The organism is Paracidovorax wautersii (assembly GCF_031453675.1).
Classification (GTDB): domain Bacteria; phylum Pseudomonadota; class Gammaproteobacteria; order Burkholderiales; family Burkholderiaceae_C; genus Paracidovorax.
On the sequence record NZ_JAVIZX010000001.1, the window covers coordinates 626,122 to 650,912 of the forward strand.

Genomic DNA, 24,791 nt, shown 5'->3' on the forward strand with positions numbered 1-24,791 from the left:
CGTCCTGCCGGCCGGCGCATGGCGAGCGCCGCGCGGTCGGCGCTGCCCTGTCGCCGGTGCCTGAGGTCGATGACGCCGCCCCCACGGCACGCCGCCTCCTGCCCCTTTCCGACCACCCGGAGCTTCAGATCTAGACCCCGCCCTGCCGTGGCGACGACACCGCGCTCCCGGCGGAGCGCGGCGCGGCGCGGCATGGCACCGCCCGCCCGGCCTGCGGCCAGAGCACGCACCGCACCCTTTTTTTGTTCTTGAGACCCAGCCTGTCCGCCCATCTATGAAGCCCAACCCCTCCCTCAAGAAGCCGAAGAGCCTGCGCCTGGCCGACACCGTCGCCGCCAGCCTCTCCACCGCCGTCCTGCTGCCCCTGGGCGCCATGGCGCAGATCGCCGCAGCGCCGGCCACGGTGCTGCCCACCGTGACGGTGCAGGAAAAGGCGATCGACCCCAACCCGAACGCAGAAGTGGGCGTGCCCTACAAGGCCAAGACTTCGGCCGATGTGCGCCACACGCGCCCGCTGGCCGAAACGCCCCAGACGATCTCCGTCGTGACCAAGGCCGCCATTGACGACTCCGGCGTCACGGACCTCAAGCAGATCCTGGCCGCGCAGCCCGGCATCACCTTGGGCACGGGCGAGAACGGCAACGCCTTCGGTGACCGCTACATCATCCGCGGCCAGGAAGCGCGTAGCGATGTCTTCGTGGACGGCCTGCGCGACCCCGGCATGACGACGCGCGAGAGCTTCGCCATCGAGCAGCTGGAAATCACCAAGGGCCCCAACTCCTCCTTCGCAGGACGCGGCTCCGCCGGCGGCGCCATCAACGCCATCACCAAGCAGGCCACGCTGGACTACGACTTCACCCGCTTCTCCGCGGGCGTGGGCACCGACAGCCATCGCCGCGTCACGGCCGACGCCAACAAGGCCTTCAACGACCAGTTCGCCCTGCGCGTCAACGCCCTGTACGGCAGCGAGGACGTGCCCGACCGCGGCCCGTCCGCGCGCCGCCGCGACGGCCTGGCGCTGTCCGGCCTGTGGGAAGCCAACCAGGACCTGTCCATCACGCTGGACTACTACGGCCTGCGCGCCAAGGACAAGCACCCCGACCTGGGCGGCTACCTGGTGGGCACCCCGCCCAACCGCAGCCCCGCCACGAACGTGCCCCTGTACGCACAGGACAGCGACTTCCTGCATTCCGACGTCGACACGCTGACCGCGCGCATCAAGTACCGCCTGGCGGCCGACAAGACCATCACCAGCCTGACGCGCTACGGCGAATCCAAGAACAGCTACGCCACCACCGGCGCCTCGCTCAACGCGAATGCCGGCCGCGCGGCGCTGGACGGCGGCCACACCGGCTGGCAGGAGGTGAAGTACTTCGCCCACCAAACCAACCTGCGCTGGGACACGGAGATCGCCGGCAAGAAGAACGAGCTGATCCTGGGCCTGGAATACACCGACCACCAGGTCGTCTCCGGCAACTACGGCATCACCACCAGCGGCACCCCCAACTGCCGCACGGGCGCGGGGGCCGGCCCCAACAACGGCTTCTGCATCACCGACACCGCCGGCAACGCCCTGCCCAACATCAGCGGGCTGACGGGCCGCAGCTACACCCGCAACGGCCGCAGCCGCGACTGGCAGGTCAAGAGCTTCGGCCTGAGCGCGATGGACACCGTGGACCTGACCGACCAGTGGACGGTCTTCGGCGGCCTGCGCGCCGACTACACCGACTTCCGCCTGCGCACGCTGACGCCCGCCACCGGCGTGCAGACGGCCGACTACGGCTACACCGACACCCTGCTCAACGGCCACCTGGGCGTGTCGTACAAAATCAACCCCATGGGCATGGTCTACGCCAGCTACGGCACGGCGCAGGACATCAATGGCGGTGAATCCGACACGGGCACCAGCGCCGGCTACGGCGGCCTGGTCGTGGGCCTGAACGGCAGCCCGGACGGCGCCAAGCCCGAGACCTCGCAGAACTTCGAGATCGGCACCAAGTGGAACGTGCTGGACGACAAGCTGTTGTTCACCGCCGCCGCCTTCCGTACCACCAAGAAGGACGTGATGGAAAGCGCGCCGACCGGCACCGGCTACCAGTCCGCGGGCTCGTTCAACACGGGCAAGAACCGCGTGCAGGGGCTGGAGTTCGGCCTGACCGGCAACGTGACCGACAGGTTCACGGTGCAGGCCGGCATCGCCTTCATGAAGTCCAAGGTGCAGAAGTCCGTGGCGGCAGCCAACCTGGGCCATCCGCTGTCCAACTTCGCCGACCGCTCCTACTCCGTGCAGGGCAAGTACCAACTCACGCCGGCGCTGTCCATCGGCGCGGTGGCGCGCTACGAAAGCGACCGCTGCGGCGGCCAGCCGGACACGGGCGCGGGCTTCAACGCCGCGGGCCAGTGCTCGCAGCCGGTGCCTTCGTACACGGTGTACGACGTGTTCGCTTCGTACCGCGTGAACAAGCGCCTGGACTTCCGCCTGAACGTGCTGAACGCCACCAACAAGGACTACTACACGGCGGTCTACCGCTCGGGCGCCTTCCTGTACAAGGGTGATGCCCGCGCCGTGCGCCTGACGGTGAACTACGACCTGTGATGCAGGCGATGGCGTTCGCGCCATCCGTCTGATCCAATGCCGGGCTCTGCCCGGCATTCCCGCTCCCGATGACGACCTCCGACCGCCCTTTGCACCAGCCGCCGCTCGCGCACCTTCCCGCCACTGTGCAGGGCGCCATCGACTACGCCCTGCGCGCGTCGCAGCACATGGACGCGGGCCACCACGCCTACGTGGCCGGCGGCTGCGGACACGACGTGTCGGCCGCGGCCAACCTGCAGGCATTCGCCCGCTGGGGCGTGGTGCCGCGGTTGCTGCGCGATGTGCGCCAGGGGCACACCCGCACCACGGTCGCTGGCGAGGCCTGGGCGCACCCCATCGCCCTGGCCCCGGTGGCCTACCAGCGGCTGGCGCACCCGCACGGCGAGGTGGACACGGCACGCGCCGCGGCCGCCACGCAGACGCAGATGGTGGCGAGCACGCTGTCGTCCGTGCCGCTGGAATCGATCGCCCAGGCCGCGGGGCCGGGCGCGTGGTTCCAGCTGTACTTCCAGCCGCGGCCCGGCGACACGCTGGATCTTGTGCGCCGCGCCGAGGCGGCCGGCTTTGGCGCCATCGTCGTGACGCTGGATGCCAGCATCCAGCTGCCCAGCCGCAGCGCATTGCAGGCCGGCTTCCGCATGCCGGCGGACTGCGTTGCGGCCAACCTCGCGGGACAGGCGCCCCCGCCGCCCGCGCAGGGGGGCGCCGCTGGCGGCAGCCGCATCTTCCAGGGCGCCATGCAGCACGCACCGACCTGGGCCGATCTGCAATGGCTGCAGGGCGCCACCCGCCTGCCCCTCTGGGTCAAGGGCGTGCTCCATCCCGACGATGCGCGCGCACTGCAGGCCCAGGGCGTGGCCGGTCTAGTCGTCTCCAACCACGGCGGCCGCAGCCTGGACGGCGCACCGGCCGCGCTGCAGATGCTGCCTGCCGTGCGCGAGGCGGTGGGCGCCGGCTTTCCGGTGCTGCTGGACGGCGGCATCCGCAGCGGCACCGACGTGTTCAAGGCCCTGGCCCTGGGCGCCGATGCCGTGCTGGTGGGGCGCCTGCAGGTGTACGCCCTCGCCGTGGCCGGTGCACTGGGCGTGGCGCACATGCTGCGCCTGCTCTGCGAGGAGCTGGAGGCCTGCATGGCGCAGGCCGGCTGCGCCACGCCGGCCGAGATCGGCCCCGGCGCGCTCGTGCCCGTGCCCGTGCCGGCGCCGGCGCCGCAGCCCACCGCCCTTTGACGCCCCTTCTTCTATCCCTTCTTCGCAGACCGCCATGCTGATCACCATCGACAAAGTCCTGGCCAAGGACGACGTGCAACAGTTCCGCCAGCGCCTGGACGCCGCCGCCTGGCAGAGCGGCACCGCCACGGCGGGAACGCTGGCCGGCAAGGTCAAGCAGAACCAGCAGATCGAGGACGGCTCGCCCTTGGCGGTGGAGTTGGGCCAGCACATCCTGCGCGCGCTGGGCCGCCACCCGCTGTTCATCTCGGCGGCACTGCCGCGCAAGATCTACCCGCCCAAGTTCAACCGCTATGCCGACGGCGGCACCTACGGCGCCCATGTAGACAGCGCGGTGATGCAGCTGCCGGGCTCGCACGAATCCATGCGCACCGACGTGTCGGCCACGCTGTTCCTCGCCGAGCCCACCGAATACGACGGCGGCGAGCTGGAGATCGAGGGCCCGTTCGGCGTGCAGAGCGTCAAGCTGGAAGCCGGCGACATGGTGCTCTACCCCTCCACCAGCCTGCACCGGGTCACGCCGGTCACGCGCGGCGCGCGCGTGGCCTCGTTCCTGTGGATCGAGAGCCTGGTGGCTGACGAGGGCGAGCGCACGCTGCTGTTCGACCTGGACCAGGCGATCCAGCAGATCACGCCCACCCTGGCCGCCGACGACCGCCGCCTGCTGCAACTGACCGGCGTGTACCACAACCTGCTGCGGCGCTGGGCCCAGACCTGAGGGGCGCCGCCCCCCGCCGCGCTTTTTAGCTGCGCCCTCGAAGCCATCGATGATCGACAGAACCACAAGGACTCCCCCCATGAGAATCTCCCACCGAATCGCCGCCGCCGTCCTCGCCCTGGCCGCAGGCAGTGCCTGGTCCCACGGCGGCGTGACCTGCCCTGCCCACCCCAAGGCCGAATGGCGCCCCCATACCGAGCTGCACGAGAAGCTGGTCAAGGAAGGCTGGACCATCCGCCGCATGGAGCGCTCGGCCACCTGCTATGAGGTCTACGGCAAGGACCCGCAGGGCAAGCGCGTGGAGGCCTTCTTCGATCCGAAGACCCTGGAACGTGTCGAAGAGTAAGCCGCAGAGGCTGCGGGTCTGGGACAGGCCCGTGCGCCTGCTGCACTGGTCGCTGGCCGCCAGCGTGGTGGTGGCCTGGCTCACGCGCAGCCAGCTGGGGCCGGTGCACGAAGTACCGGGCTATATCGCCTGCGCGCTGGGCGGCGCCCGCATCGCCTGGGGGTTCTGGGGCAGCCGGTACGCGCGCTTCGCCCAGTTCGTGCGCGCCCCCGCGCACACCCTGCACTACCTGCGCGGCGTGCTCGCGGCCCGGGCCCCGCGCTACCTGGGGCACAACCCGCTCGGCGGCTGGATGGTGCTGGCCCTGCTGGCCGACTTAGCCGCCCTCGGCGGCACCGGCTGGCTCTACAACACTGACCTGTTCTGGGGGTACGGCTGGCTGGCCCACCTGCACGCCGGCCTGGGCTGGATGCTGCTGGCCCTGGTCACGCTGCATGTCGGGGGCGTACTCCTGACCAGCTGGCAGCACCGCGAAAACCTGGTGCGGGCCATGCTCACGGGCGACAAGCCCGCCGCAAAGGACGACGACGTGGCCTGAGCGGCCCGCCGGCGTCACATCGGGAGGCTGGCGCCGTCGCCCTCAGAACCGGTGCTGCTGGGCGCAGCCCAGCACGTGGTTCGTGTTGCTGGACATGCACTGGTAGAAGGCGCGCTTGGCACCGGTGGACGATTCGCAGTCGCCCACCGTGATCTGTCCGCGTGTGCTGCGGATCTGCTGGGCGGTGGCGTCGAACTTCTCACGCGTCATGTACCCGTCGCGCATATTCTTCTCGCCGGTCTCCAGCATGGTGTCCAAGCCGTAGGTGGCGTTGCTCACCGCCACCGAGCACGACAGCTTGGGCGTACCCGGCTGGGTCTTCAGCAGCCCGCGGGTCATGTCTTCCACCTGGGCCTGCACTTCCTTGGGCAGTTTCTTGGAGGGCGCTGCGCCCCCACCGCCCGAAGCGCCCGGCCCGAGGTTGTGCAGCCTGGGCTGCTGGGCCGTTTCCAGATCGGGCGGCTGAGAGCCGTACTGCGTGCGGCCCTGCGCATCCACCCATTTGTAGACCGGCTGCGCCTGCGCGGCGCCCACCAGCAATGCGGCAGCAGCCGTCAGCGCTGCAGCCATCCCTCGTTCCAGCATGTGATTCTTCCGATCGCTTGCTTGGCGCAGGCCACCGCGGCCCGCGTCCTCCCACCTGTGCCGGTCCGCAGCGCCCTCCCCAGAGCGCTGCCCGCCGCATCACGTCGTGCGGCGGCCGGCCAGACGGGCGATCATATCGCCGCGTGCGCGCCGCAGGCGTTCAGGGCAGGTCCTTGTTGGGCTCGGGCACCGATGCATCGCGCGGCCCCACCGTCCCCAGCCGCGCCTTGAGGGACTGCGGCTGCCCCGTCAGGATGGCCGCGTAGCTGGTGGTGTTGGACAGCACCTTCTTCACGTAGTCGCGCGTTTCGGAGAAGGGCACGTTCTCGGCCCAGATGGCCGCATCCAGCACCGGTCCGTTGCGCCACACGCGGGGCCGGCCCGGGCCGGCGTTGTAGGCCGCGGCGGCCAGCGGCATGGAGCCGTCGAAGTCGTCCAGCGCGAGCTTGAGGTAGGCCGTGCCGATGGTGATGTTGGTGTCGCGGTCGTTGATCTGGTCGGGCGTGAAGGTCGTCAGCCCGATCTTGCGCGCCGTCCAACGTGCCGTGGCCGGCATCACCTGCATGAGGCCGGAGGCACCCACGCCGGAGCGCGCATCCATGATGAAGCGGCTTTCCTGGCGGATCAGGCCGTAGACGTAGGCCGGGTCCAGCCCGATGGCCTGCGCGCGGGCCACCACCGCGTTGCGGAACGGCATGGGAAAGCGCTGCGACACATCGGCAAAACCCTTGGTGCGCTCGCTGGTGTTGATGCAGCGGTCCCACACCTCGCGCTGGCAGGCCAGGTCGGCCGCGGCCAGCAGCTCGCGGTCGGGCATGCCGCCGGGCGTGTGCAGGTTGGTGGTGTAGTTCCACTCGCGCACGCCTTCGCTGCGCAGGCCCAGCTGGATGGCATAGAGCCCGCGGACCAGGCCGGGGTTGGCGCGTGCGGCCGCCTTCTCTTCGGGCGTGAGCGGTGCGGGCGCCGCCGGCAGGCCCACGCGCTGGCCCAGTTCCTCCAGCGCCAGCTGTTCGTAGAAGCCGCTGTGGCCGGCGATGCGCTCCAGCAGCTGGCGGATCTCGGCGCGGTCTTCGTCGCCGGGGCGGTTGGCGAGCAGGGAACGCGCCTTCCAGTACGTCCAGGTGCTGTCCTTACGCGCCTCGGGGCTCATGGCATCGATGGCGCGGCCGGCCACCTTCCACTGGCCGGCGCGCAAGGCGGCCCGCACCTTCCAGCCGAGCATGTCGTCGGTCAGGTCGGAGTCCTTGGTCACGTTGGCGAAGTAGCCGAGCGCATCGCCCGACAGCGCGATGGCCGATTGCTTGCCGATTACGCCCCACACCCAGTTGCGCTCTTCGGCGCCGAGCTGCACGCCCCACTTGGAATCCAGCAGCTGGGCGGTGGTGGCGAGGTCGCTCATGGCCATCTTGATGAGCGCCAGCCCGATCAGCTCCTGGCGCACCTTGCCGCCGGCCGTGGCGCGGCTGGCCAGGAACTTGGCTGGCGAGCCCAGCACATCGCGCAGCAGGGGCAGCGCCTCGGGCGCGACGATCTCCACCGCGTTCTGCACCACGCGCGAGCGGTTGGCCTCGGCGGCCAGGCGGGCCTTGCGCCACACGTCGGCGGCCTTGATGCGCTTGCTGGCGTACATCTGGGCGGCAGCATGTGTACAGCCGTCGTCCACCTCGCGCAGCGCATACCAGTTGCGCAGCACCTCCTCGTCGGCGCCGGCCGGGGCGGCGCCCTTGATCTGGTCCACCGTGAGGGCGTAGCAGCGCACCTCGCGGTCGTCGGACATGCGGTACTGCGGGTGCAGCTCGGCGAACTGCGCCCAGTCGCGGCGCTGGCCCACCAGCAGCAACCAATCGTTGCGCAGCCGGTCCTCCTGGTAGGTGCCGGCGTAGCGCTGCAGGAAGGCGCTGACCTCGCCGGGCGAGGCCTCGTTCAGCCGGGCCTTCAGCTCCCAGTAGGCGGCCCAGGGCTCCAGGGCGTGGCCCCGGGCAGCCGGCAGCAGCGCCGCCAGCGCGGCCTTGTCGCCCTTGCGGAAGGCTTTCTGCATTTCCAGCACGGCGTCGTCGCCGCGGTTTTGCGCCAGGGCAAGGGGCGAAACAGCCGTCATCAATGCGCCGGCCACGAGCGGTGTCAGAATCTTGAGCAATTGCATTGGGGAATTATGTGATGGACAAAGCCGCCCTGCGCCGCGAACTGGTAGAACAACGCCTCAATTTGGCAGACCGCCTACAGCGCGCAGACCAGCTGCAGCGCGTCATGCGCATCTGGCTGGTGGACCGGCCCGACACCATCATCGGCGCCTACTGGCCCATCAAGGGCGAGTTCGATCCTCTGCCCGCCCTGCACCGCTGGAAGGAAGACGGCGAACTGCTGGACGAGCCGCTGCGCCGGCGCATCGGCCTGCCGGTCGTCGACAAGGTGCACAAGACGCTGACATTCCACGCCTGGTACCCCGGCTGCCCGATGGAGGAAGACGCCTACGGCATCCCCAAGCCCAAGGACACCGAGCTGATCGTGCCGACCCTGCTCTTCGTGCCGTGCGTGGGCTACGGCCCCGGCGGCTACCGGCTGGGCTACGGCGGCGGCTTCTACGACCGCACGCTCGCCACGCTGCAGCCACGGCCCACCACGGTGGGGCTGGGCTTCACGCATGGCTATCTGGACGAGTTCGAGCCCGAGCCGCATGACCTGCCGCTGGACGCCATCCTGAACGACAACGGGGTGGTCTGGCCGGTATAAGGACCATCCCCCTGAGCGGGAGCGCCGCTCCGTGCAGCCGCCAGAGGCGGCAGCCCTTCGCGCACGTCCAAGCCTGCGAGCAGGCTTGGAGCCGCGGCGCTCAGCCCCTTCTCTCACGCTCACGCGTGGGAAGGGGAACGACGCCGGTGGCCGGGCAAAGCCCGTTCCACGGCGTCTGCTGGCATGGCCTGCTCCGCGGCCCTCTGAGGGTTGGAGTGCAGGGGGCAGCGAGCGATGCGCCCCGTGCATCAAACCGGGGCATGCAACGCAACACTGGCGCAGCGTGGGCTGGCTAGACTTTCGGCTCCCTTCATCCCTGTCCGGCAAGGCCTCCCATGCTCCAGCTCTACATCGGCAACAAGAACTACTCCTCCTGGTCCATGCGGCCGTGGGTGCTGCTGCGGCAGGCCGGCATTCCTTTCGAGGAGGTCGTCCTGCGCTTCGACAGCTTCGACGCGGGCTCGCAGTTCAAGCAGCAGATCGGCGCCGTCACGCCCACCGGCAAGGTGCCAGTGCTGGTGGACGACCGCTTCGCCGTGTGGGACACGCTGGCCATCGCCGAGTACGTGGCCGAGCGCCACCCCGACAAGCAGCTGTGGCCGGCCGACGTACAGGCCCGCGCCCGGGCCCGCTGCGTCGTGGCCGAGATGCACAGCGGCTTCGGCAGCCTGCGCAGCGCCTGCCCGATGAACATCGAGGCCCATCTGCCGGACGTTGGCGCCCTGATCTGGCGCGACAACGCCGGCGTGCGCGCCGACGTGCAGCGCCTGGCGGCCATGTGGACCGAGCTGCTGGCCGCCTACGGCGGACCCATGCTCTTCGGCCACTTCACCATTGCCGACGCTTTCTTCGCCCCGGTCTGCATGCGCCTGACCACCTACGCGCTGCCGCTGCCGCCCGCCATCGCCGACTACGTGCAGCGCGTGCGCGCCCTGCCGGGCGTGAAGGACTGGATCGACGGCGCGCTGGCCGAGAAGGATTTCCGCGACTTTGAGGAGCCGTACCGGCTCCAGGCGGACTGACGCAGACCGCTACTTTATTGATAGCTGGATGCGCTTGATTTGATGGGGATTTGGATAGTTTTCAATCCAAAGTCCGCTACTGACAAGCGCTTCACGCTCCTATTTAAGAAGCACATCTCGCGCTGCCCGTCGGCGCCCGCAGCTCAGCGGAACTGCTTGCGCAGATGGGCCCGGTGGCGCGCGATGTGGGCCATCTGCGCTGGCGCAATGGAGCCGCCCAGGTCCTCCCCGTCACCGTTGAGCACGGCGTTGGCATGGGCCAGCGCGCGGGCCACCACCTCCTGCTCGTCCAGGCCCTGCTGCGCCGCCAGGTCCAGCGCCACGCGGCGCATGGCGCGCTGGGCCAGCATCCACATGGCGCCGTAGCGGTCCCAGGCCAGGGCCGTTTCCTGCGCTTTCTCATGGTCGGCCAGGATCTCGCTGAGCGGCTTGTTCAGCACCTCCTGCAGGGCGTCGAGCCGCTCCTGCAAAGCCTCCACACGCTGTTCCATCTGCGCGGCCTGCACCGCCTTGTCGACCACCGCGTTGGGGTCGGCAGGCACGGGCACCGAGCCGTCGGGATTCATCTGGGCGATGGTGAGAGAAGAGGCGATGGACATGGCGGCGAACGCGGCGGCAAGAAAGGAACGCGCCGACTATAGAAGAACGGAACCGGCCGCTGCGCCCTCGCTACACTGCCCGCATGCAAATCTACATGGTCGGCGGCGCCGTGCGCGACAGGCTGCTGGGCCGCCCGGTGCACGACCGCGACTGGGTGGTGGTCGGTGCCACGCCCGAAGACATGGCCGCCCAAGGCTACCTCCCCGTGGGGCGCGACTTTCCCGTGTTCCTGCACCCGCAAACTCGGGAAGAGTACGCGCTGGCCCGCACCGAGCGCAAGAGCGGCCGCGGCTACCGCGGCTTCGCCGTGCAGGCCTCGCCCGATGTCACGCTGGAGCAAGACCTCTCGCGCCGCGACCTCACCATCAATGCCATCGCCGCCAGCGCGGACGATGCCCCCGGCGCGCCGCAGCTCATCGACCCCTACCACGGCGTGCGCGACATCGAAGCGCGCGTGCTGCGCCATGTGACCGACGCCTTCCGCGAGGACCCCGTGCGCATCCTGCGCCTGGCGCGCTTTGCCGCGCGCTTCACCGACTTCAGCGTCGCCCCCGAGACGATGCAGCTCATGCGCGAGATGGTCGAGGACGGCGAGGTGGACCACCTCGTGCCCGAGCGCGTGTGGCAGGAGCTGGCGCGCGGGCTGATGGAAGAGCGGCCGTCCCGCATGTTCGAGGTGCTGCGCGAGTGCGGCGCGCTCGCCGTGCTGCTGCCCGAGGTGGCGCGCCTGTGGGGCGTGCCGCAGCGCGCCGAATACCACCCCGAGGTGGACACCGGCGTGCACCTGATGATGGTGCTGGACATGAGCGCCCGGCTGCAGGCCCCGCTCACCGTGCGCTTCGCCTGCCTGGCGCACGACCTGGGCAAGGGCACGACGCCGGCCCACGTACTGCCGCGCCACATCGGGCACGAAGAGCGCAGCGCGCGCCTGCTCAAGGGCGTGGCCGAGCGCCTGCGCGTGCCGGTGGACTGCCGCGAGACCGCCGACGTGGTGGCGCGCGAGCACGGCAACATCCACCGCAGCGGCGACCTGGGCGCCGCTGCCCTGGTTCGCCTGCTGGAGCGCTGCGACGCCTTCCGCAAGCCGGAGCGCTTCGGGCAGATTCTGCTGGCCTGCGAGTGCGACGCACGCGGCCGCCTGGGAATGGACGAGCAGCCTTACCCGCAGCGCCCCCGGCTGCAGGCCGCCCTGGCCACGGCCAGCGCCGTGGACACCGCCGCCGTGGCCGCCGAGGCCCGTGCCCGCGGCGCCGAAGGTCCGGCCATCGGCCAGGCGATCCAGAAGGCGCGCGTGCGGGCACTGGAAACCGCCGCCAGCCCCACAGCGGAGTGACCGCCCCGGCCGAGCGGCCGGACCATGGGCGTTGCAGCCGCCCCGGACGCAGACGCGTTCAGCCCGCCAGAGCGCCTTGCACCCAGCGCACGATGTCCGCCGCGCCCATGGCGCCGGAGGTGCGCGCCACCTCGCGGCCGCCGCGGAACAACGCCATCGTCGGAATGCTGCGGATGGCATGGCGGGCCCCCAGCGTGGGGTGCGCCTCCGTGTCCAGCTTGGCCACGCGCACCTGCGGCTCCAGCGCCTGGGCGGCCTGTGCATAGGCGGGCGCCATCATCCGGCAGGGCCCGCACCACGGCGCCCAGAAATCCACCAGCACGGGGATGTGGTTGCGCTGGAGGTGCTTGTCGAAGGAGGCCGCATCCAGTTCCGCGGGCGCGCCGGTGAACAACGGCCTGTGGCAGCTGCCGCAGTCCGGCGCCTGGCCGAGCTGGGCACTCTGCACGCGGTTGGTGGTGTGGCAATGGGGGCAGACGATGTGCAGGGCTTCGGTCATGACAGGAGCGGCGCGAGGACGAAAGGAGGTGGCTTGAAATATGCAGTCTCCAGAGGGCGTTTTCAAGGCGCCTACAGGGCAGCGGGCAGGTCGCCTACAGTGTTTTCAAGCGCTTCTGCTAAGGTTCCAGCCAATGCAAACCACCCCTTTGCTGACACCGCACCACGCCCTGTTTCTGGACTTTGACGGCACCCTCGCCGATATCGCCGCACAGCCGCACGCGGTGCACGTTCTCCCCGAAGTCGTCCCCACCCTGCAATCGCTGCACCACTACCTCGGCGGCGCGCTGGCGATCGTGACCGGCCGCACCGTGGCCGACATCGACCACTTCCTGGCCCCGCTGCAACTGCCGCTGGCCTGCGAGCACGGCGCGCAGTACCGCCTGGGCAACGGCCATGCCGGCGGCGTGCCCGCCCCCGACCTCACCCCCGTGCTGGACGCGCTGCGCCCGCTGCTGGCGCTCTACCCGCAGCTCCTGCTGGAGCCCAAGAGCGCGGGGCTGGCACTGCACTACCGGCAGGCCGTCGAACTGGAGCCGCTGTGCCAGACGACCCTGGCACAGGCATTGCAACAGGTGCCCGGCATGGAGCTGATGCAAGGCAAATGCGTGCTGGAGGTCAAGCCCTCCGGCCCCAGCAAGGGGCGGGCGATCGGCGACTTCATGCGCCAGCCGCCGTTTGCCGGCCGCACGCCCCTCTTCGTGGGCGACGACGTGACCGACGAAGCCGGCTTTGCAGCCACGCAGGAACTGGGCGGCATGGGCGTGAAGGTGGGGCCTGGCGACACCCTGGCCATGGCCCGCTTCGAAAGCCCCGCCGCCGTGCGGGCCTGGCTGCAGCAGGCCGCCCTGCACCTCCACACCGTCCCCTCCAGCACGGGAATCGTTCCATGACCGCCACCTCGTTCGGCCCGCCCGCTGCGCCCTCGCTTTCCCTGGGCATGATCGGCAACTGCGCCATCAGCGCCCTGGTGGATGCGCAGGCCCACATCGTCTGGTGCTGCCTGCCGCGCTTCGACGGCGACCCGGTCTTCAACGCCCTGCTGCAGCCGGGCGAGCAGGGCAGCCGCTTCGCCATCGAGCTGGAGAACCTGGCCGCGACGCAGCAGTGGTACGAGCCCAATACCGCCGTGCTGCGCACGCTGCTCACCGACACCGAAGGCAACAGCATCGAGATCACGGACTTCGCGCCGCGCTTCTACGCCCGCTCGCGCTTCTTCCGGCCCATGACGCTGGTGCGCCGCGTGCGGCCCGTGAAGGGGGCGCCCCGCATCCGCGTGTCGCTGAACGTGCGCTTCGAATGGGGTCTGGCCGAGCCCACCATCACCCAGGGCAGCAACCACATCCGCTACGTGGGCGAGCACCTGACGCTGCGCCTGAACACCGATGTGCCCGTGGCCTACGTGCTGTCCGGCCAGCCGTTCGTGGTGAGCCACGAGCACAACTTCATGCTGGGCGCCGACGAGTCCCTGTCCACCGGCATCGCCGACACGGCACGGCATTTCGAGCAGGAGACGGTGGCCTACTGGCGCCAGTGGACACAGCGCCTGGCCCTGCCGCTGGAGTGGCAGGAAGCGGTGATCCGCGCAGCCATCACGCTCAAGCTTTCGCTGTTCGAGGACACCGGCGCCATCGTGGCCGCCATGACCACCAGCATCCCCGAATCCGCCGACAGCGGCCGCAATTGGGATTACCGCTTCTGCTGGCTGCGCGATGCCTTCTTCGTGGTACGCGCGCTGAACAGCCTGTCCGAAACGGCCACCATGGAGGACTACCTGCGCTGGCTGTCCAACGTGGTGGTGGAGGCCGGCAGCGGCCACATCCAGCCCTTGTACGGCATCGGCCTGGAGCGCGACCTGCCCGAGGCGCTGGTGCCGCAGCTGGCCGGCTACCGCGGCATGGGCCCGGTGCGCGTGGGCAACCAGGCGGCCGAGCATTTCCAGCACGACGTGTACGGCAACATCGTCCTGGGCGCCGCCCAGGCCTTCCACGACAAGCGCCTGCTGCACCCGGCGGGCGCCGCCGAGTTCGCCCGCATGGAGCTGATCGGCGAGCTGGCCGTGAAGGTTTACGGCCAGCCCGACGCCGGCATGTGGGAGCTGCGCACCCGCGCGCGCATCCACACCTCGTCCGCCCTGATGAGCTGGGCCGCCTGCGACCGGCTGGCCAAGATCGCCCAGGCCCTGCACCTGACGGACCGCGAGCCGTACTGGCGCACCCATGCCGACCGCATGCGCACCGAGATCCTGGAACGCTCGTGGTGCGAGCGCCGCCAGGCCTTTGCAGAGAGCTTCGGCGGCCACGAGCTGGACGCCAGCGTGCTGCTGATGGCCGAGGTCGGCCTGATCGACCCGCGCGACCCGCGCTTCGTGAGCACGGTGGACGCCATGGAGGCCACGCTCTGCGACGGCCCCTACATGCGCCGCTACGAGGCGGCCGACGACTTCGGCAAGCCCGACACGGCCTTCAACATCTGCGCGTTCTGGCGCATCGACGCCCTGGCCCGCATCGGCCGCAAGCAGCAGGCGCGCGAGATCTTCGAGGCCATGCTGGCCGCACGCAACCCACTGGGCCTGCTGTCGGAAGACACGCACGCCGAAACCGGCGAGATGTGGGGCAACTTTCCGCAAACCTATTCGATGGTGGGCATCATCAACGCCGCCATGCGGCTGTCGGCGCCGTGGGACACGGTGATCTGAGCCCCGCCCTCGCCTTCCAAGGACTTCCGCCATGAGCCGACTCGTCGCCATCTCCAACCGCATCGCAGACCCCCGCAAACCCGCCGCCGGCGGCCTGGCCGTGGCCCTGGGCGAGACCCTGAGCCAGACCGGCGGCCTGTGGTTCGGCTGGAGCGGCACCGTCACCGAGGACGGCCTGCCCGGCGAGGGCACGCTGCACACCCGCCAGGCCGGCAACGTCACCCTGGCCACCGTGGACCTGTGCCGCGAAGACCACGACAACTACTACTACGGCTACAGCAACAGCGTGCTGTGGCCGGTGTTCCACTACCGGCTCGACCTGGCGGACTTCAACGCCAGCTACATCGCCGGCTACCGCCGGGTGAACCAGATGTACGCCCGCAAGCTGCTGCCGCTGCTGCGCGACGACGACACCATCTGGGTGCACGACTACCACCTGATTCCGCTGGCGGCCGAGCTGCGCGCGCTGGGCTGCAAGCAGCGCATCGGCTTCTTCCTGCACATTCCCGTGCCGCCGCCGCTGGTGATGGCGGCCATCCCGCAGCACGAGTGGCTGATGCGCTCGTTCTTCGCCTACGACCTGGTCGGGCTGCAGAGCGAGGCCGACGTGGCCCACTTCACGCGCTACATGAGCAACGAGGCAGGCGCCGAAGACCTGGGCGGCCAGCGCCTGCGCGCCTTCGGTGCCACGGTGCGGGTGGGCGCGTTTCCCATCGGCATCGACGTGGACGAGTTCAGCCGGCTGACGCAGGCGCCCGAGGCCATGGACACTTTCGAGGGCATGCGCAACGAATACTCGCGCCGCCGCCTGCTCATGGGCATCGACCGGCTCGACTATTCCAAGGGCATCCCGCAGCGCGTGCGCGCCTTCCGCGAGCTGCTGGCGCGCTACCCGGAGAACCACCACAGCGCCACGCTGGTGATGATCGCCTCGCCCTCACGCGACAGCGTGAACGCCTACGCCGACCTGCGAACCGAGCTGGAAGGCCTGTGCGGCGCCATCAACGGCGATTACGGCGAGCTGGACTGGATGCCGCTGCGCTACATCCACCGCACGGTGGCGCGCAAGCGCGTGCCCGGCCTGTGCCGGGCCGCCGCCGTGGGCCTGGTGACGCCGCTGCGCGACGGCATGAACCTGGTGGCCAAGGAATACGTGGTGGCGCAGGACCCGGAAGACCCCGGCGTGCTGGTGCTGTCGCGCTTCGCGGGCGCGGCGGAGCAGCTCAAGGAGGCCCTGCTCGTCAACCCGTACGACACGCAGGGCATGGCGGACTCCATCCAGACCGCATTGCGCATGCCGCTGGCCGAGCGCCAGCGACGGCACCAGGCGCTGCTGCAGCACATCCGCCAGTACGACGTGCACTGGTGGCGCAAGAGCTTCCTGGATGCGCTGCAAAACGACAGCGAGCTGCCGGACATCAGCCAGTGACCGGTGGGGCCGGGGCGGGGATGCCCCAGGCAGCGCCCCTATCGGCCCACCGCCATCGCACCGGGGCGCTCACTCCGTCCATGCCTCGCGCCGCAGCAGGGCGGCGCGCAACAGCCAGGGTGTGAACAGCGGACGCTATCCGATCCGCGCGCCCTGCACCTTTATTAAAAAAAGGCCCCCAGCGCTTGATGGACAAGCGCAAGCAGCTACTCTATTGATAGCATAAACCGTCAAAGCGTTGGCAGCGATGCACGCGGCGGCCCGCCGCATTCAGTTCAGTGCACCAGCGCCAGGGCCGCGTAGTCGCCCACCTTGTCGGCCAGCCCGGCCGGCACCAGGCGCACGCCTGCCGTCAGCGCCGGCAGGCGGCTGGACACCTCGTGCTGCAGCCGCGGCAGCAGCAGATCCTGGTTGTGCCAGAACACGGCGCCGCCCAGGCTGATGCGCTGCAAGTCCATCAGCGCCACCAGGTTGTAGAGCATGCGGCCCAGCACGCGGCACAGCTCGTCGACCACGGCCAGCGCCGCCGCATCGCCCGCCGCGGCCGTCCGCATCAGCGCGGCCGCATCGGCCCAGCCGCCTTCCGAGAAGCGCCGCTGCACGGCGTTGCCCGCCACCAAAGCCTCCACATCGCCCCAGTTGCCGCAGCCGCACAGCAGGCCGATGGGATCGTCCGAGGCGAAGGTGTGGCCGGCGTGGCCGGCGTTGCCGTTCTTGCCGCGCAGCACGCGGCCATCCACGCACAGGCCGGCGCCCACGCCCGTGCTCCAGGTCACGTAGGCGCAGTGGTCCAGCCCCTGCAGCGCCCCCCAGATGCGCTCGGCCTCCAGTGCGGCGACGGCATCGTTCTCCACGCGCAGGCGGGCGAAGCGCTCGCGCAGCGGGGCCTCCAGCGGCACGGACACCCAATCGTTGCCCAGCCCGCGCCCCGGTCCGGCCATGCCGCCGCAGATGTTGGGGTTGCTGACTTCCACCAGCCCATCGGCGAACAGGAAAGGCCCGCACGACGAGACCCCGGCCTGCGTCACGCTGGCCGGGTCCACGCCCAGGTCGGCGCACACCTCGTCCACCAGCCGCAGGATCTGCCGCGCCAGCGCGCCGCGGTCACCCGTGGTGGCGGTAGGTTCCGCGCGGCGGCCTACCGGCGGTGCGCCCGTGCCGTCCGCCAGGCTCACGGCCACCTTGGTGCCGCCCACGTCAATGCATGCCTTCATCGTCATCTGCTCACGCGCCTCCACAGGAATACCGCCATCGGTACCGTGCGCCGGCGCCGTTCACACCCACTTCGCGATCAGGCTGGCGATGAAGCTCAGCAGCAGGGTGGAGGCCAGCGGCACGTCCCACTCGCGCCTGCCCAGGCGGAAACGGAAGTCCCCCGGCAGGCGCCCGAACCCCATGCGCCGCAGCAGCGGCGTCAGCCAGCTGATGAGCATGAGGGCCAGGAAGACGACGATAAACCAGCGCAGCATTCCGGCAGTGTAGGCCGGCCGCGTGTCTGCAGGGGCAAGAGCGGAAGGCCGCGCGCGGTGGACGTTCGCGGGAGGCGGCACTCCGAGGACCGCGCACCGGCTCCGCGATCCCCCAGGCGTGCGCCGCGCCGCCCTACCGCTGCACGCCCCAGCGCCGCACGGTGAGCCGCTCCAGCGTGTGAAAGCCCAGGCTTTCCACCAGCAGGCCGATGATGATCACCAGTGCCAGCCCGGCGAACACCCGGTCGGTGTACAGCTCGTTGCGGTTCTGGAAGATGAACCAGCCCAGTCCGCCCTTGCCCGACGACGCGCCGAACACCAGCTCTGCCGCGATCAGCGTGCGCCAGGCGAAGGCCCAGCCGATCTTCAGCCCCGACAGGATGGACGGCAGCGCTGCAGGCACCAGGATCTGCAGCACATAGCGGATGCCCGTCAGCCCGTAGTTGCGGCCCGCCATGCGCAGGGTTTCCGGCACGGCCTGAAAGCCGGCGTAGGTGTTGAGCGCCAGCGGCCACAGCACCGAATGGATGAGCACGAACACCAGGCTGCCCTGCCCCAACCCGAACCACAGCAGCGCCAGCGGCAGCAACGCGATGGCCGGCAAGGGATTGAACATCGAGGTGAGCGTGGACAGCAGATCGCGCCCGAACTGCGTGGAGACGGCCAACGTGGTCAGCACGAACGCGCCCACGATGCCGGCGAAGTAGCCCTTGAGCAGCACGGACAGCGAGATGGCCGTCTTCTCCACCAGTTCGCCCGACGCCAGGCCTTCGGCCAGCGCCTTGGCCGTCTGCAGGAAGGTGGGCAGCAGCAGGTCGTTGTCCTGCCAGCGCGCGACGATCTCCCACAGCACGGCCAGCACGGCGATGATGGCCAGCCGCCGCACCCAGCCCTGCTGCCAGATGCGCGCGCCCAGCGGCAGGGGCTGTTCGGGCGCGAAGCCGGTCAGCGGCGGCAGCACATGCTCGGCCTCGGGGCGCACGGGCGGCACGCGGGCGGCGGCGGAAGAAGATGGCAGGGCGTGGCTCATACGGAAATCCGGAAAGGCAGGTGCTGGCCGGCAGGCGAGCGGGCGACCAGCGCTGCATCCGCCGCCACGGAGCCGGGCGCTGCGTGCGCATCGGCGCCCGCGGCCGGTTCATCGAACAGCAGCCGGTGGATGCGCTGGGCCGTGGCCTGGAACGCGGTGCCGCCCAGGCTGTGCAGGCCGAACTGGTGGCTGTTGATCTCCGCCCGCAGGCGCCCGGGGTGCGGTGACAGGATGGCGATGCGGTTGCCCACCACCAGCGCCTCTTCGATGGAGTGGGTGACGAAGATCAGCGTGAAGCGGAACTCGTCCCACAGCGCCAGCAGTTCCTCCTGCATGCGCCGGCGCGTCAGGGCGTCCAGCGCGGCAAACGGCTCGTCCATCAGCAGTACGCGCGGCTGCATGGCCAGCGCGCGGGCGATGGCCACGCGCTGCTTCATGCCGCCCGAGAGCTGGTGCGGGTGCACGTCGGCGAACTTCGTGAGCCCCACCTTGTCGAGATAGAGCGCCGCGCGCTCGGCCGCCTCGGCCCGGCCCACCTGGCGGGAGGCCAGCAGCGGGAACATGACGTTCTCGCGCACCGTCTTCCACGGCGGCAGCTGGTCGAACTCTTGGAACACGACGACGCGGTCGGGCCCCGGCCGCGTGACGGCCTGGCCGCCCAGCAGGATGCGCCCTTCGGTGGGCGCGATGAAGCCGGCAATGGACTTGAGCAAGGTGGATTTGCCGCACCCCGAGGCGCCCAGCAGCACGAAGCGGTCGGCGCCATGCACGTCGAACGCCACCCGGTGCGTGGCGCGCACCACGCGCTCGTGCGTGCGGTAGTCGATGCTGACGCCGTCCACCCGCAGCAGCGGCGCGCCCAGGGCGGGCGCCGCTGCGGCAGCCTCCTGTTGGCCCGACGGCACGGTGCCGGCATGGCCCTCGCGGGGCGCGCCGGTCCACAGCGCCGGGCCGCCGACCTCGTCCTCCACTTGCTCCAGCAGGGCGCGGTGCCAGGGGCTGGAGCGCAGCGCCGGCACCTCGGACACCGCGCGTGCGTCAGCTGCCGCCATCGCCGTGCGCCTCGGCAAAGAAGTAGTCCTTCCACGAAGCGGCCTGGTTCTTGAGCACGCCGATCTTGTGCAGCTCCTGCGCGTAGACGAAGGTGCGGTGCGGCACGATGGTGAAGTCGTTCTCGGGGTCTTCGACGATCTTGCGCACGAACTCGGGCGACAGCTTGGACTTCTGCACCCGGATGAAAGTGTCTGCCGCCTGCGCCTTGTTCGCGCGGATCCACTGCGCGGCCTCGGCCAGCGCGGCGTAGAACGCCCGGTAGGTCTTGGGGTTCTCGTCGTGGAACTTCTGCGTGGTGTAGAGCACGTTGAAGGTCGCGGGGCCGCCCAGGATGTCGTACGAGCTGAGGATCTTGTGCACCGCCTTGTTCGCGTCCAGCGCCTGGTAGTAGAACGGCGCGCTCGAGAAGTGTGTATTGATCTCCGAGCCCCCGGCGATCAGCGCGGCCGTCGCATCGGGGTGCGGCAGGCTGACCGAGATGGCGTCGAAGCGCTTGAAGTCGCCCTGCCCGAAGACCTTGGCGGTCTCGATCTGCAGCGTGCGCGACTGGAAGCCCACGCCCGCGGCCGGCACGGCGATGCGGTCCTTGGGGCCCAAGTCCTTGAGCGTCTTCACCTGCGGGTTGTTGGTGATGAGGTAGTTGGGCAGCGAGCCCAGCGCCGCCACCGCCTTCACGTTCTGCCTGCCCTGCGTGCGGTCCCACAGCGTGAGCAGCGGCGGCACGCCGGCCGAGACCACGTCGAGCGAGCCAGCGAGCAGCGCCTCGTTCATGGCGGTGGCGCCGGAGATGCTGGCCCAGTCCACGTCGATGGCCAGGCCCTGGGCCTTGCCGTGCTTCTCGATGAGCTGCTGGTCGCGCACCACATCGAGGATCAGGTAGGCGATGCCGAACTGCTGGGCGATGCGGATGCGGCCCTCGGCGTGGGCCGCGGCGGGGCCCAGCAGGGCGATGCCCGCCAGGGCGCCAGAGAGAACGCCAGCCAGGGCACGGCGGCGCAGCGATGTCGTGGAAATAGGGGTCATAGGGGTCTCGTGCGTGCGGTGGAGTCGGTGCGGTCAGCTGCCATTGGCCGTGTGCGCGTCGTCGAAGAAGTAGTCCTGCACGGCCTTGGGCTCGTTCTTGATCGCGCCCACGCGGTGCAGGAACTGGCCCAGCCCCAGCGTGTTCTCGGGCTTCGTCTTGAACTGCACCTCGGGGTTCTGGATGATCTTGAGCAGCAGCGCGCGGTCGGTCTTGGCGCCCGTCACCTTCAGGTAGATGTCGGCCGCCTTCTCGGGGTTGGCGGCGATGAACTTCGCCGACTCATCGAGCGCATCGACGAAGGCCTTGTAGGTCTTGGGGCTCTCGTTGCGGAATTTCTCGGTGGCGTAGAGCACCGTGGCCGAGGCCGGGCCGCCCAGCACGTCGTAGGAATTGAGCACGATGCGCGCGTTGGGGTTGCCGGCCAGTTCCTGCTCCTGGAACGGCGGGTTGCCGAAGTGGCCCGTGATCTCGGTGCCGCCCTTGATGATGGCCGCCGCCGCATCGGGGTGCGGCACGGCCACCTGGATCTTGTCCAGGCGGTTGAACTCCTTGTCGCCCCACAGCTTGGCCGACGCGAACTGCAGCACGCGCGACTGCACCGACACGCCCACGGCCGGCAGCGCGATGCGGTCCTTGTCGGTGAAATCGGCAATCGTCTTCACGCTCGGGTTGTTGCTGACCAGGTAGTACGGGAAGTTGCCGAGCGAGGCCACGCCCTTCACGTTCTGGCGGCCCTTGGTGCGGTCCCACAGCGTGAACAGCGGGCCGACGCCGGCCCCCGCGATGTCGATGCTGCCGGACAGCAGCGCGTCGTTCACGGCCGATCCGCCCGAGAGCTTGAGGAACTCGACCTGGATGTCCACGCCCGCCGCCCTTCCGTGCTTCTCGATCAGCTTCTGGTCCTGCGCCACGTTGAGCAGCAGGTAGACGATGCCGAACTGCTCCGCGATGCGCAGCCGGCCTTCGGCGGCCTGGCCGATGCTTGGCGCCGCCAGCCCCGCGGCCAGCAGACCGGCGGCGGTGACAAGGGTGGCGGCCTTGCGCACGAAGCGGCGGCGCAGGGTGAAGGCGGCAGTGGCGGAACGTGGCATGGTGAAGACTCCCTCGACAGACTTAGAGTGAAAAGTGCCTCTAGCGCTTATCCATAAAGCGCCAGTAGCTATGAAATCAGAAGCACCACGCGCACCACCGACACCACCGAACGCCATCGCTCGAAGGGTCGCGGAGCAGGCTCCGTCCGGCCGCTGGCTTCGAGCAGCCTTTGGGCCAGCGCGCAATGCGTTGGAGAGTTGCGCAGGCGGCCCTGGAGCCGCAGCGCCTCAGGGGGGCGTTCCCTCGACCGTCGTGCGGTAGAGCTTGCGGCGCTCGGTGTCCGGCGTGCCCGCGGCCAGGTGCTGCACCGAGCGGTTGTCCCAGAACACAAGATCGTGCGGCTGCCACTGGTGGCGGTAGACGAACTCCGGCCGCACGCTGGCGGCGAACAACTGGGCCAGCAGATCGCGGCTTTCGTCCTCGGGCAGGCCGATGACGCGGGTGGTGAAGTGCTCGTTGACGAACAGCGCCTTGCGGCCCGTCTCCGGGTGCGTGCGCACCACGGGGTGCACGGCGGGCGCCACCTCGGCGATCTGCGCCTCGGTGAGCCGGGGACGCCACGGGCTCTTGGCACGCAGCTCTTCGTACTTGGCCAGGTAGCTGTGCTCGGCCTGCAGCGGGGCGATGGCCTGCTTCAGCGCCTCGGGCAGCGCGTCGTAGGCGGCGTGCTGGTCGGCGAACAGCGTGTCGCCGCCCTCGCCCGGCAGCTCCTGCGCGTGCAGCAGCGAGCCCAGGCTGGGCCGCTCCTTGTACGACAGGTCGGAATGCCAGAAATGGCCCGCATCGCCCAGCCCGATGGGCTGGCCGGTGGCCTCGTCCTTGATGTTGGAGACGATGAGGACCTCGGGGTGGCCGGCCAGCTGGAAGTTCTTCAGCACATGGATCTGCAGCGGCCCGAAGCGGCGGCTGAAGTCCACGTGCTGGCGCGGGGTGATGCGCTGGTCCCGGAACACCAGCACGTGGTGGTCCAGATGCGCCTGGTGCAGGCGCCGGAAGTCGGCATCGCCCAGCGGGCGGTTCAGGTCGAGCCCGACGACCTCGGCGCCCAGCGGGCCTGCGGCGCCGGGCAGCAAGCGGATCTCGAAGCCCTGCGGCGGCGCATCGTCCAGCGGATGCAAGGGCTGCAGGGGATGGGCGTCGGCATGGGACAGGACTGCGGACATGGAACAACACCTCGTTCGTTCGGGCCTGGCAGGCCCCTGAAGCGCCACTCTATGCAGCGCGCCTCATGCACGGAACGAATGATTTTTCAGTAGTTAACTACTTAAACAGCTATGAAGGCGGTGCACACGCCAGAACGGGCAGGCAGCCTTCATCGGGAGCGCGCCGTCGCGCTTACGATGGCCTGGCAGCACTCCACCCGAAGGCCCCGCATGCCCTCTTCTGCATACCACCACACGCTCGGCGGCCACCGCTGGCAGTTCGCAGACCTGCGCGACGTTCTGGCCAAGGCCAGTCCGGCACGGTCGGGCGACGCGCTGGCGGGCCTTGCCGCACAGTCTTCCGTCGAGCGCATGGCCGCGCGCCTGTGCCTGGCCGATGTGCCGCTGCGCCGGTTTCTCAGCGACGCCGTCGTGCCCTACGAGAGCGACGAGGTCACACGCCTCATCATCGACACGCACGATGCGGCGGCCTTCGCCCCCATTGCCCACCTGACCGTGGGAGGCTTTCGCGACTGGCTGCTGTCGCATGCCACCGACAGCGCCACGCTGGCCGCCACCGCGACCGGCATCACGCCGGAAATGGCGGCGGCCGTGAGCAAGCTCATGCGCAACCAGGACCTGATCGCCGTGGCGCGCAAATGCCGCGTGGTCACGCGCTTTCGCAACACCCTGGGCTTGCCGGGCCACCTGGCCGTGCGGCTGCAGCCCAACCACCCGACGGACGACCTGCGCGGCATCGCCGCGTCGATGATCGACGGGCTGCTGTACGGCGCGGGCGATGCAGTGATCGGCGTGAACCCGGCCACCGACAGCATCGCCGCGCTGACCGGTCTGGTGCATGCGCTGGCCGATGTGATCGAACGGCTGGAGATTCCCACCCAGGCGTGCGTGCTCACCCATGTGACGAACACCGTGCAGATGATCGAACAGGGCGCGCCCGTGGACCTGGTGTTCCAGTCCATCGCCGGCACGGAGGCCGCCAACAGCAGCTTCGGCGTCAGCCTGGCGCTGCTGCGCGAAGCGCGCGAGGCCGCGCTCTCGCTACGCCGCGGTGCGGATTTCAGCGATGGCGTGGGCGACCATGTGATGTATTTCGAAACCGGCCAGGGCAGCGCCCTGTCGGCCAACGCCCACCACGGGGTGGACCAGCAGACCTGCGAGGCGCGGGCCTACGCGGTGGCCCGCGCCTTCTCACCGCTGCTCACCAACACCGTGGTGGGCTTCATCGGGCCGGAATACCTGTACGACGGCAAGCAGATCATCCGCGCCGGGCTGGAGGACCATTTCTGCGGCAAGCTGCTGGGCGTGCCGCTGGGCTGCGACGTCTGCTACACCAACCACGCCGAGGCCGACTCCGACGACATGGACACGCTGCTCACGCTGCTGGGCGTGGCCGGCGTCACCTTCGTGATGGGCGTGCCAGGCGCGGACGACGTCATGCTGAACTACCAGAGCACCTCGTTCCACGATGCGCTGTACCTGCGCGACGTGCTGGGCCTGCGGCGCGCGCCCGAATTCGACGCCTGGCTGCAGCGCATGCAGCTGGCCGATGAGGCGGGACGGCTGCTGCCGGCCAGCGCCGCGCTGCCTGCGCTGGCGCGGCTGCGTCACGGCTCCCTGCCGCCACCTGCTTAGGAC

Annotated in this window: 23 protein-coding genes; 12 read left to right on the plus strand and 11 right to left on the minus strand. The window is 69.8% G+C overall.

The features are described 5' to 3' along the window. Positions 1-274: 274 nt before the first annotated feature. The 5 genes from QE399_RS02895 to QE399_RS02915 all read left to right on the plus strand — a co-directional run bounded on the left by QE399_RS02895 (position 275) and on the right by QE399_RS02915 (position 5,427). Positions 275-2,596, plus strand: coding sequence for a TonB-dependent receptor (locus tag QE399_RS02895; protein ID WP_309825950.1), 2,322 nt, complete (start codon positions 275-277; stop codon positions 2,594-2,596). A gap of 68 nt (positions 2,597-2,664) precedes the next feature. Then, positions 2,665-3,825 (plus strand): alpha-hydroxy acid oxidase, encoded by a 1,161-nt coding sequence (locus QE399_RS02900; RefSeq protein ID WP_309825952.1) that lies wholly within the window; start codon positions 2,665-2,667, stop codon positions 3,823-3,825. 34 nt (positions 3,826-3,859) lie between these two features. After that, the gene (locus QE399_RS02905) at positions 3,860-4,543 is read left to right on the plus strand and encodes a Fe2+-dependent dioxygenase (RefSeq protein ID WP_309825953.1); all 684 of its coding nucleotides are present in this window, start codon (positions 3,860-3,862) and stop codon (positions 4,541-4,543) included. Between the two features lie 79 nt (positions 4,544-4,622). Beyond that, the gene (locus tag QE399_RS02910) at positions 4,623-4,889 is read left to right on the plus strand and encodes a PepSY domain-containing protein (protein WP_309825955.1); all 267 of its coding nucleotides are present in this window, start codon (positions 4,623-4,625) and stop codon (positions 4,887-4,889) included. Between the two features lie 10 nt (positions 4,890-4,899). Next, positions 4,900-5,427 (plus strand): cytochrome b/b6 domain-containing protein, encoded by a 528-nt coding sequence (locus QE399_RS02915; RefSeq protein ID WP_405044060.1) that lies wholly within the window; start codon positions 4,900-4,902, stop codon positions 5,425-5,427. Positions 5,428-5,469: 42 nt separating this feature from the next. On the opposite strand, the gene QE399_RS02920 is transcribed toward QE399_RS02915, so the two are convergent. Beyond that, positions 5,470-5,997: a DUF4124 domain-containing protein gene (locus tag QE399_RS02920; protein ID WP_309825958.1), complete on the minus strand. Its 528-nt coding sequence runs from the start codon at positions 5,995-5,997 to the stop codon at positions 5,470-5,472. A gap of 175 nt (positions 5,998-6,172) precedes the next feature. Then, positions 6,173-8,155 carry a lytic transglycosylase domain-containing protein gene (locus tag QE399_RS02925; protein ID WP_309825960.1) on the minus strand — a complete coding sequence of 661 codons (1,983 nt, stop codon included), beginning with the start codon at positions 8,153-8,155 and terminating at the stop codon, positions 6,173-6,175. Positions 8,156-8,169: 14 nt separating this feature from the next. Between QE399_RS02925 and QE399_RS02930 the strand changes: the two genes are divergently transcribed. Next, positions 8,170-8,742 carry a 5-formyltetrahydrofolate cyclo-ligase gene (locus tag QE399_RS02930; protein ID WP_309825963.1) on the plus strand — a complete coding sequence of 191 codons (573 nt, stop codon included), beginning with the start codon at positions 8,170-8,172 and terminating at the stop codon, positions 8,740-8,742. Positions 8,743-9,077: 335 nt separating this feature from the next. Further along, positions 9,078-9,764 carry a glutathione S-transferase family protein gene (locus QE399_RS02935; RefSeq protein WP_309825965.1) on the plus strand — a complete coding sequence of 229 codons (687 nt, stop codon included), beginning with the start codon at positions 9,078-9,080 and terminating at the stop codon, positions 9,762-9,764. A gap of 143 nt (positions 9,765-9,907) precedes the next feature. Here the strand turns inward: QE399_RS02935 and QE399_RS02940 are convergent, their stop codons facing one another. Further along, positions 9,908-10,363, minus strand: coding sequence for a hypothetical protein (locus tag QE399_RS02940; RefSeq protein WP_309825966.1), 456 nt, complete (start codon positions 10,361-10,363; stop codon positions 9,908-9,910). An 83-nt stretch (positions 10,364-10,446) separates the two neighbouring features. Here QE399_RS02940 and QE399_RS02945 point away from each other — a divergent pair, with 83 nt between their 5' ends. After that, complete coding sequence (locus tag QE399_RS02945) at positions 10,447-11,697, plus strand: multifunctional CCA addition/repair protein (protein ID WP_309825968.1); 1,251 nt, start codon at positions 10,447-10,449, stop codon at positions 11,695-11,697. A gap of 58 nt (positions 11,698-11,755) precedes the next feature. On the opposite strand, the gene trxC is transcribed toward QE399_RS02945, so the two are convergent. After that, the gene (trxC, locus tag QE399_RS02950; protein ID WP_309825970.1) at positions 11,756-12,196 is read right to left on the minus strand and encodes a thioredoxin TrxC; all 441 of its coding nucleotides are present in this window, start codon (positions 12,194-12,196) and stop codon (positions 11,756-11,758) included. 133 nt (positions 12,197-12,329) lie between these two features. Here trxC and otsB point away from each other — a divergent pair, with 133 nt between their 5' ends. The 3 genes from otsB to otsA are packed head-to-tail and all read left to right on the plus strand — an operon-like array spanning position 12,330 to position 16,322. Next, positions 12,330-13,088 carry a trehalose-phosphatase gene (gene otsB / locus QE399_RS02955; protein WP_309825972.1) on the plus strand — a complete coding sequence of 253 codons (759 nt, stop codon included), beginning with the start codon at positions 12,330-12,332 and terminating at the stop codon, positions 13,086-13,088. After that, a complete protein-coding gene (locus tag QE399_RS02960) occupies positions 13,085-14,893 on the plus strand; it encodes a glycoside hydrolase family 15 protein (RefSeq protein WP_309825973.1) in 1,809 nt (602 codons plus the stop codon). Before otsB ends, QE399_RS02960 begins: the two co-directional genes overlap by 4 nt. 31 nt (positions 14,894-14,924) lie before the next feature. Further along, positions 14,925-16,322: an alpha,alpha-trehalose-phosphate synthase (UDP-forming) gene (otsA, locus tag QE399_RS02965; protein ID WP_309825975.1), complete on the plus strand. Its 1,398-nt coding sequence runs from the start codon at positions 14,925-14,927 to the stop codon at positions 16,320-16,322. Positions 16,323-16,597: 275 nt separating this feature from the next. Here the strand turns inward: otsA and QE399_RS02970 are convergent, their stop codons facing one another. The 7 genes from QE399_RS02970 to QE399_RS03000 form a co-directional block, all read right to left on the minus strand. Further along, positions 16,598-17,536: an ROK family protein gene (locus QE399_RS02970; RefSeq protein WP_309825977.1), complete on the minus strand. Its 939-nt coding sequence runs from the start codon at positions 17,534-17,536 to the stop codon at positions 16,598-16,600. A 60-nt stretch (positions 17,537-17,596) separates the two neighbouring features. After that, positions 17,597-17,791: a DUF2905 domain-containing protein gene (locus tag QE399_RS02975; protein ID WP_309825980.1), complete on the minus strand. Its 195-nt coding sequence runs from the start codon at positions 17,789-17,791 to the stop codon at positions 17,597-17,599. Positions 17,792-17,924: 133 nt separating this feature from the next. Further along, a complete protein-coding gene (locus QE399_RS02980) occupies positions 17,925-18,821 on the minus strand; it encodes an ABC transporter permease (protein WP_309825982.1) in 897 nt (298 codons plus the stop codon). Beyond that, a complete protein-coding gene (locus QE399_RS02985) occupies positions 18,818-19,873 on the minus strand; it encodes an ABC transporter ATP-binding protein (protein WP_309825984.1) in 1,056 nt (351 codons plus the stop codon). The genes QE399_RS02980 and QE399_RS02985 overlap by 4 nt, the downstream gene beginning before the upstream one ends. Further along, positions 19,860-20,897: an ABC transporter substrate-binding protein gene (locus QE399_RS02990; protein ID WP_309825986.1), complete on the minus strand. Its 1,038-nt coding sequence runs from the start codon at positions 20,895-20,897 to the stop codon at positions 19,860-19,862. Before QE399_RS02990 ends, QE399_RS02985 begins: the two co-directional genes overlap by 14 nt. A 33-nt stretch (positions 20,898-20,930) precedes the next feature. Further along, the gene (locus QE399_RS02995; protein ID WP_309825988.1) at positions 20,931-21,989 is read right to left on the minus strand and encodes an ABC transporter substrate-binding protein; all 1,059 of its coding nucleotides are present in this window, start codon (positions 21,987-21,989) and stop codon (positions 20,931-20,933) included. A gap of 228 nt (positions 21,990-22,217) precedes the next feature. Beyond that, the gene (locus tag QE399_RS03000; protein ID WP_309825991.1) at positions 22,218-23,153 is read right to left on the minus strand and encodes a TauD/TfdA dioxygenase family protein; all 936 of its coding nucleotides are present in this window, start codon (positions 23,151-23,153) and stop codon (positions 22,218-22,220) included. 210 nt (positions 23,154-23,363) lie between these two features. Here QE399_RS03000 and QE399_RS03005 point away from each other — a divergent pair, with 210 nt between their 5' ends. Beyond that, positions 23,364-24,788 carry an ethanolamine ammonia-lyase subunit EutB gene (locus QE399_RS03005; protein WP_309825992.1) on the plus strand — a complete coding sequence of 475 codons (1,425 nt, stop codon included), beginning with the start codon at positions 23,364-23,366 and terminating at the stop codon, positions 24,786-24,788. Positions 24,789-24,791 lie beyond the last annotated feature (3 nt).

Bases quoted from the DNA above. Each gene is read 5' to 3' on its own strand.
- QE399_RS02980 (WP_309825982.1), bottom strand. From the start codon at position 18,821: ATGAGCCACGCCCTGCCATCTTCTTCCGCCGCCGCCCGCGTGCCGCCC.
- QE399_RS02900 (WP_309825952.1), top strand. From the start codon at position 2,665: ATGACGACCTCCGACCGCCCTTTGCACCAGCCGCCGCTCGCGCACCTT.
- QE399_RS02960 (WP_309825973.1), top strand. From the start codon at position 13,085: ATGACCGCCACCTCGTTCGGCCCGCCCGCTGCGCCCTCGCTTTCCCTG.
- QE399_RS02920 (WP_309825958.1), bottom strand. From the start codon at position 5,997: ATGGCTGCAGCGCTGACGGCTGCTGCCGCATTGCTGGTGGGCGCCGCG.
- QE399_RS02905 (WP_309825953.1), top strand. From the start codon at position 3,860: ATGCTGATCACCATCGACAAAGTCCTGGCCAAGGACGACGTGCAACAG.
- QE399_RS03005 (WP_309825992.1), top strand. From the start codon at position 23,364: ATGCCCTCTTCTGCATACCACCACACGCTCGGCGGCCACCGCTGGCAG.
- QE399_RS02930 (WP_309825963.1), top strand. From the start codon at position 8,170: ATGGACAAAGCCGCCCTGCGCCGCGAACTGGTAGAACAACGCCTCAAT.
- otsB (WP_309825972.1), top strand. From the start codon at position 12,330: ATGCAAACCACCCCTTTGCTGACACCGCACCACGCCCTGTTTCTGGAC.
- QE399_RS03000 (WP_309825991.1), bottom strand. From the start codon at position 23,153: ATGTCCGCAGTCCTGTCCCATGCCGACGCCCATCCCCTGCAGCCCTTG.
- QE399_RS02925 (WP_309825960.1), bottom strand. From the start codon at position 8,155: ATGCAATTGCTCAAGATTCTGACACCGCTCGTGGCCGGCGCATTGATG.
- QE399_RS02910 (WP_309825955.1), top strand. From the start codon at position 4,623: ATGAGAATCTCCCACCGAATCGCCGCCGCCGTCCTCGCCCTGGCCGCA.
- QE399_RS02995 (WP_309825988.1), bottom strand. From the start codon at position 21,989: ATGCCACGTTCCGCCACTGCCGCCTTCACCCTGCGCCGCCGCTTCGTG.
- QE399_RS02940 (WP_309825966.1), bottom strand. From the start codon at position 10,363: ATGTCCATCGCCTCTTCTCTCACCATCGCCCAGATGAATCCCGACGGC.
- QE399_RS02990 (WP_309825986.1), bottom strand. From the start codon at position 20,897: ATGACCCCTATTTCCACGACATCGCTGCGCCGCCGTGCCCTGGCTGGC.
- QE399_RS02985 (WP_309825984.1), bottom strand. From the start codon at position 19,873: ATGGCGGCAGCTGACGCACGCGCGGTGTCCGAGGTGCCGGCGCTGCGC.
- otsA (WP_309825975.1), top strand. From the start codon at position 14,925: ATGAGCCGACTCGTCGCCATCTCCAACCGCATCGCAGACCCCCGCAAA.
- QE399_RS02975 (WP_309825980.1), bottom strand. From the start codon at position 17,791: ATGCTGCGCTGGTTTATCGTCGTCTTCCTGGCCCTCATGCTCATCAGC.
- QE399_RS02895 (WP_309825950.1), top strand. From the start codon at position 275: ATGAAGCCCAACCCCTCCCTCAAGAAGCCGAAGAGCCTGCGCCTGGCC.
- trxC (WP_309825970.1), bottom strand. From the start codon at position 12,196: ATGACCGAAGCCCTGCACATCGTCTGCCCCCATTGCCACACCACCAAC.
- QE399_RS02970 (WP_309825977.1), bottom strand. From the start codon at position 17,536: ATGAAGGCATGCATTGACGTGGGCGGCACCAAGGTGGCCGTGAGCCTG.
- QE399_RS02945 (WP_309825968.1), top strand. From the start codon at position 10,447: ATGCAAATCTACATGGTCGGCGGCGCCGTGCGCGACAGGCTGCTGGGC.
- QE399_RS02935 (WP_309825965.1), top strand. From the start codon at position 9,078: ATGCTCCAGCTCTACATCGGCAACAAGAACTACTCCTCCTGGTCCATG.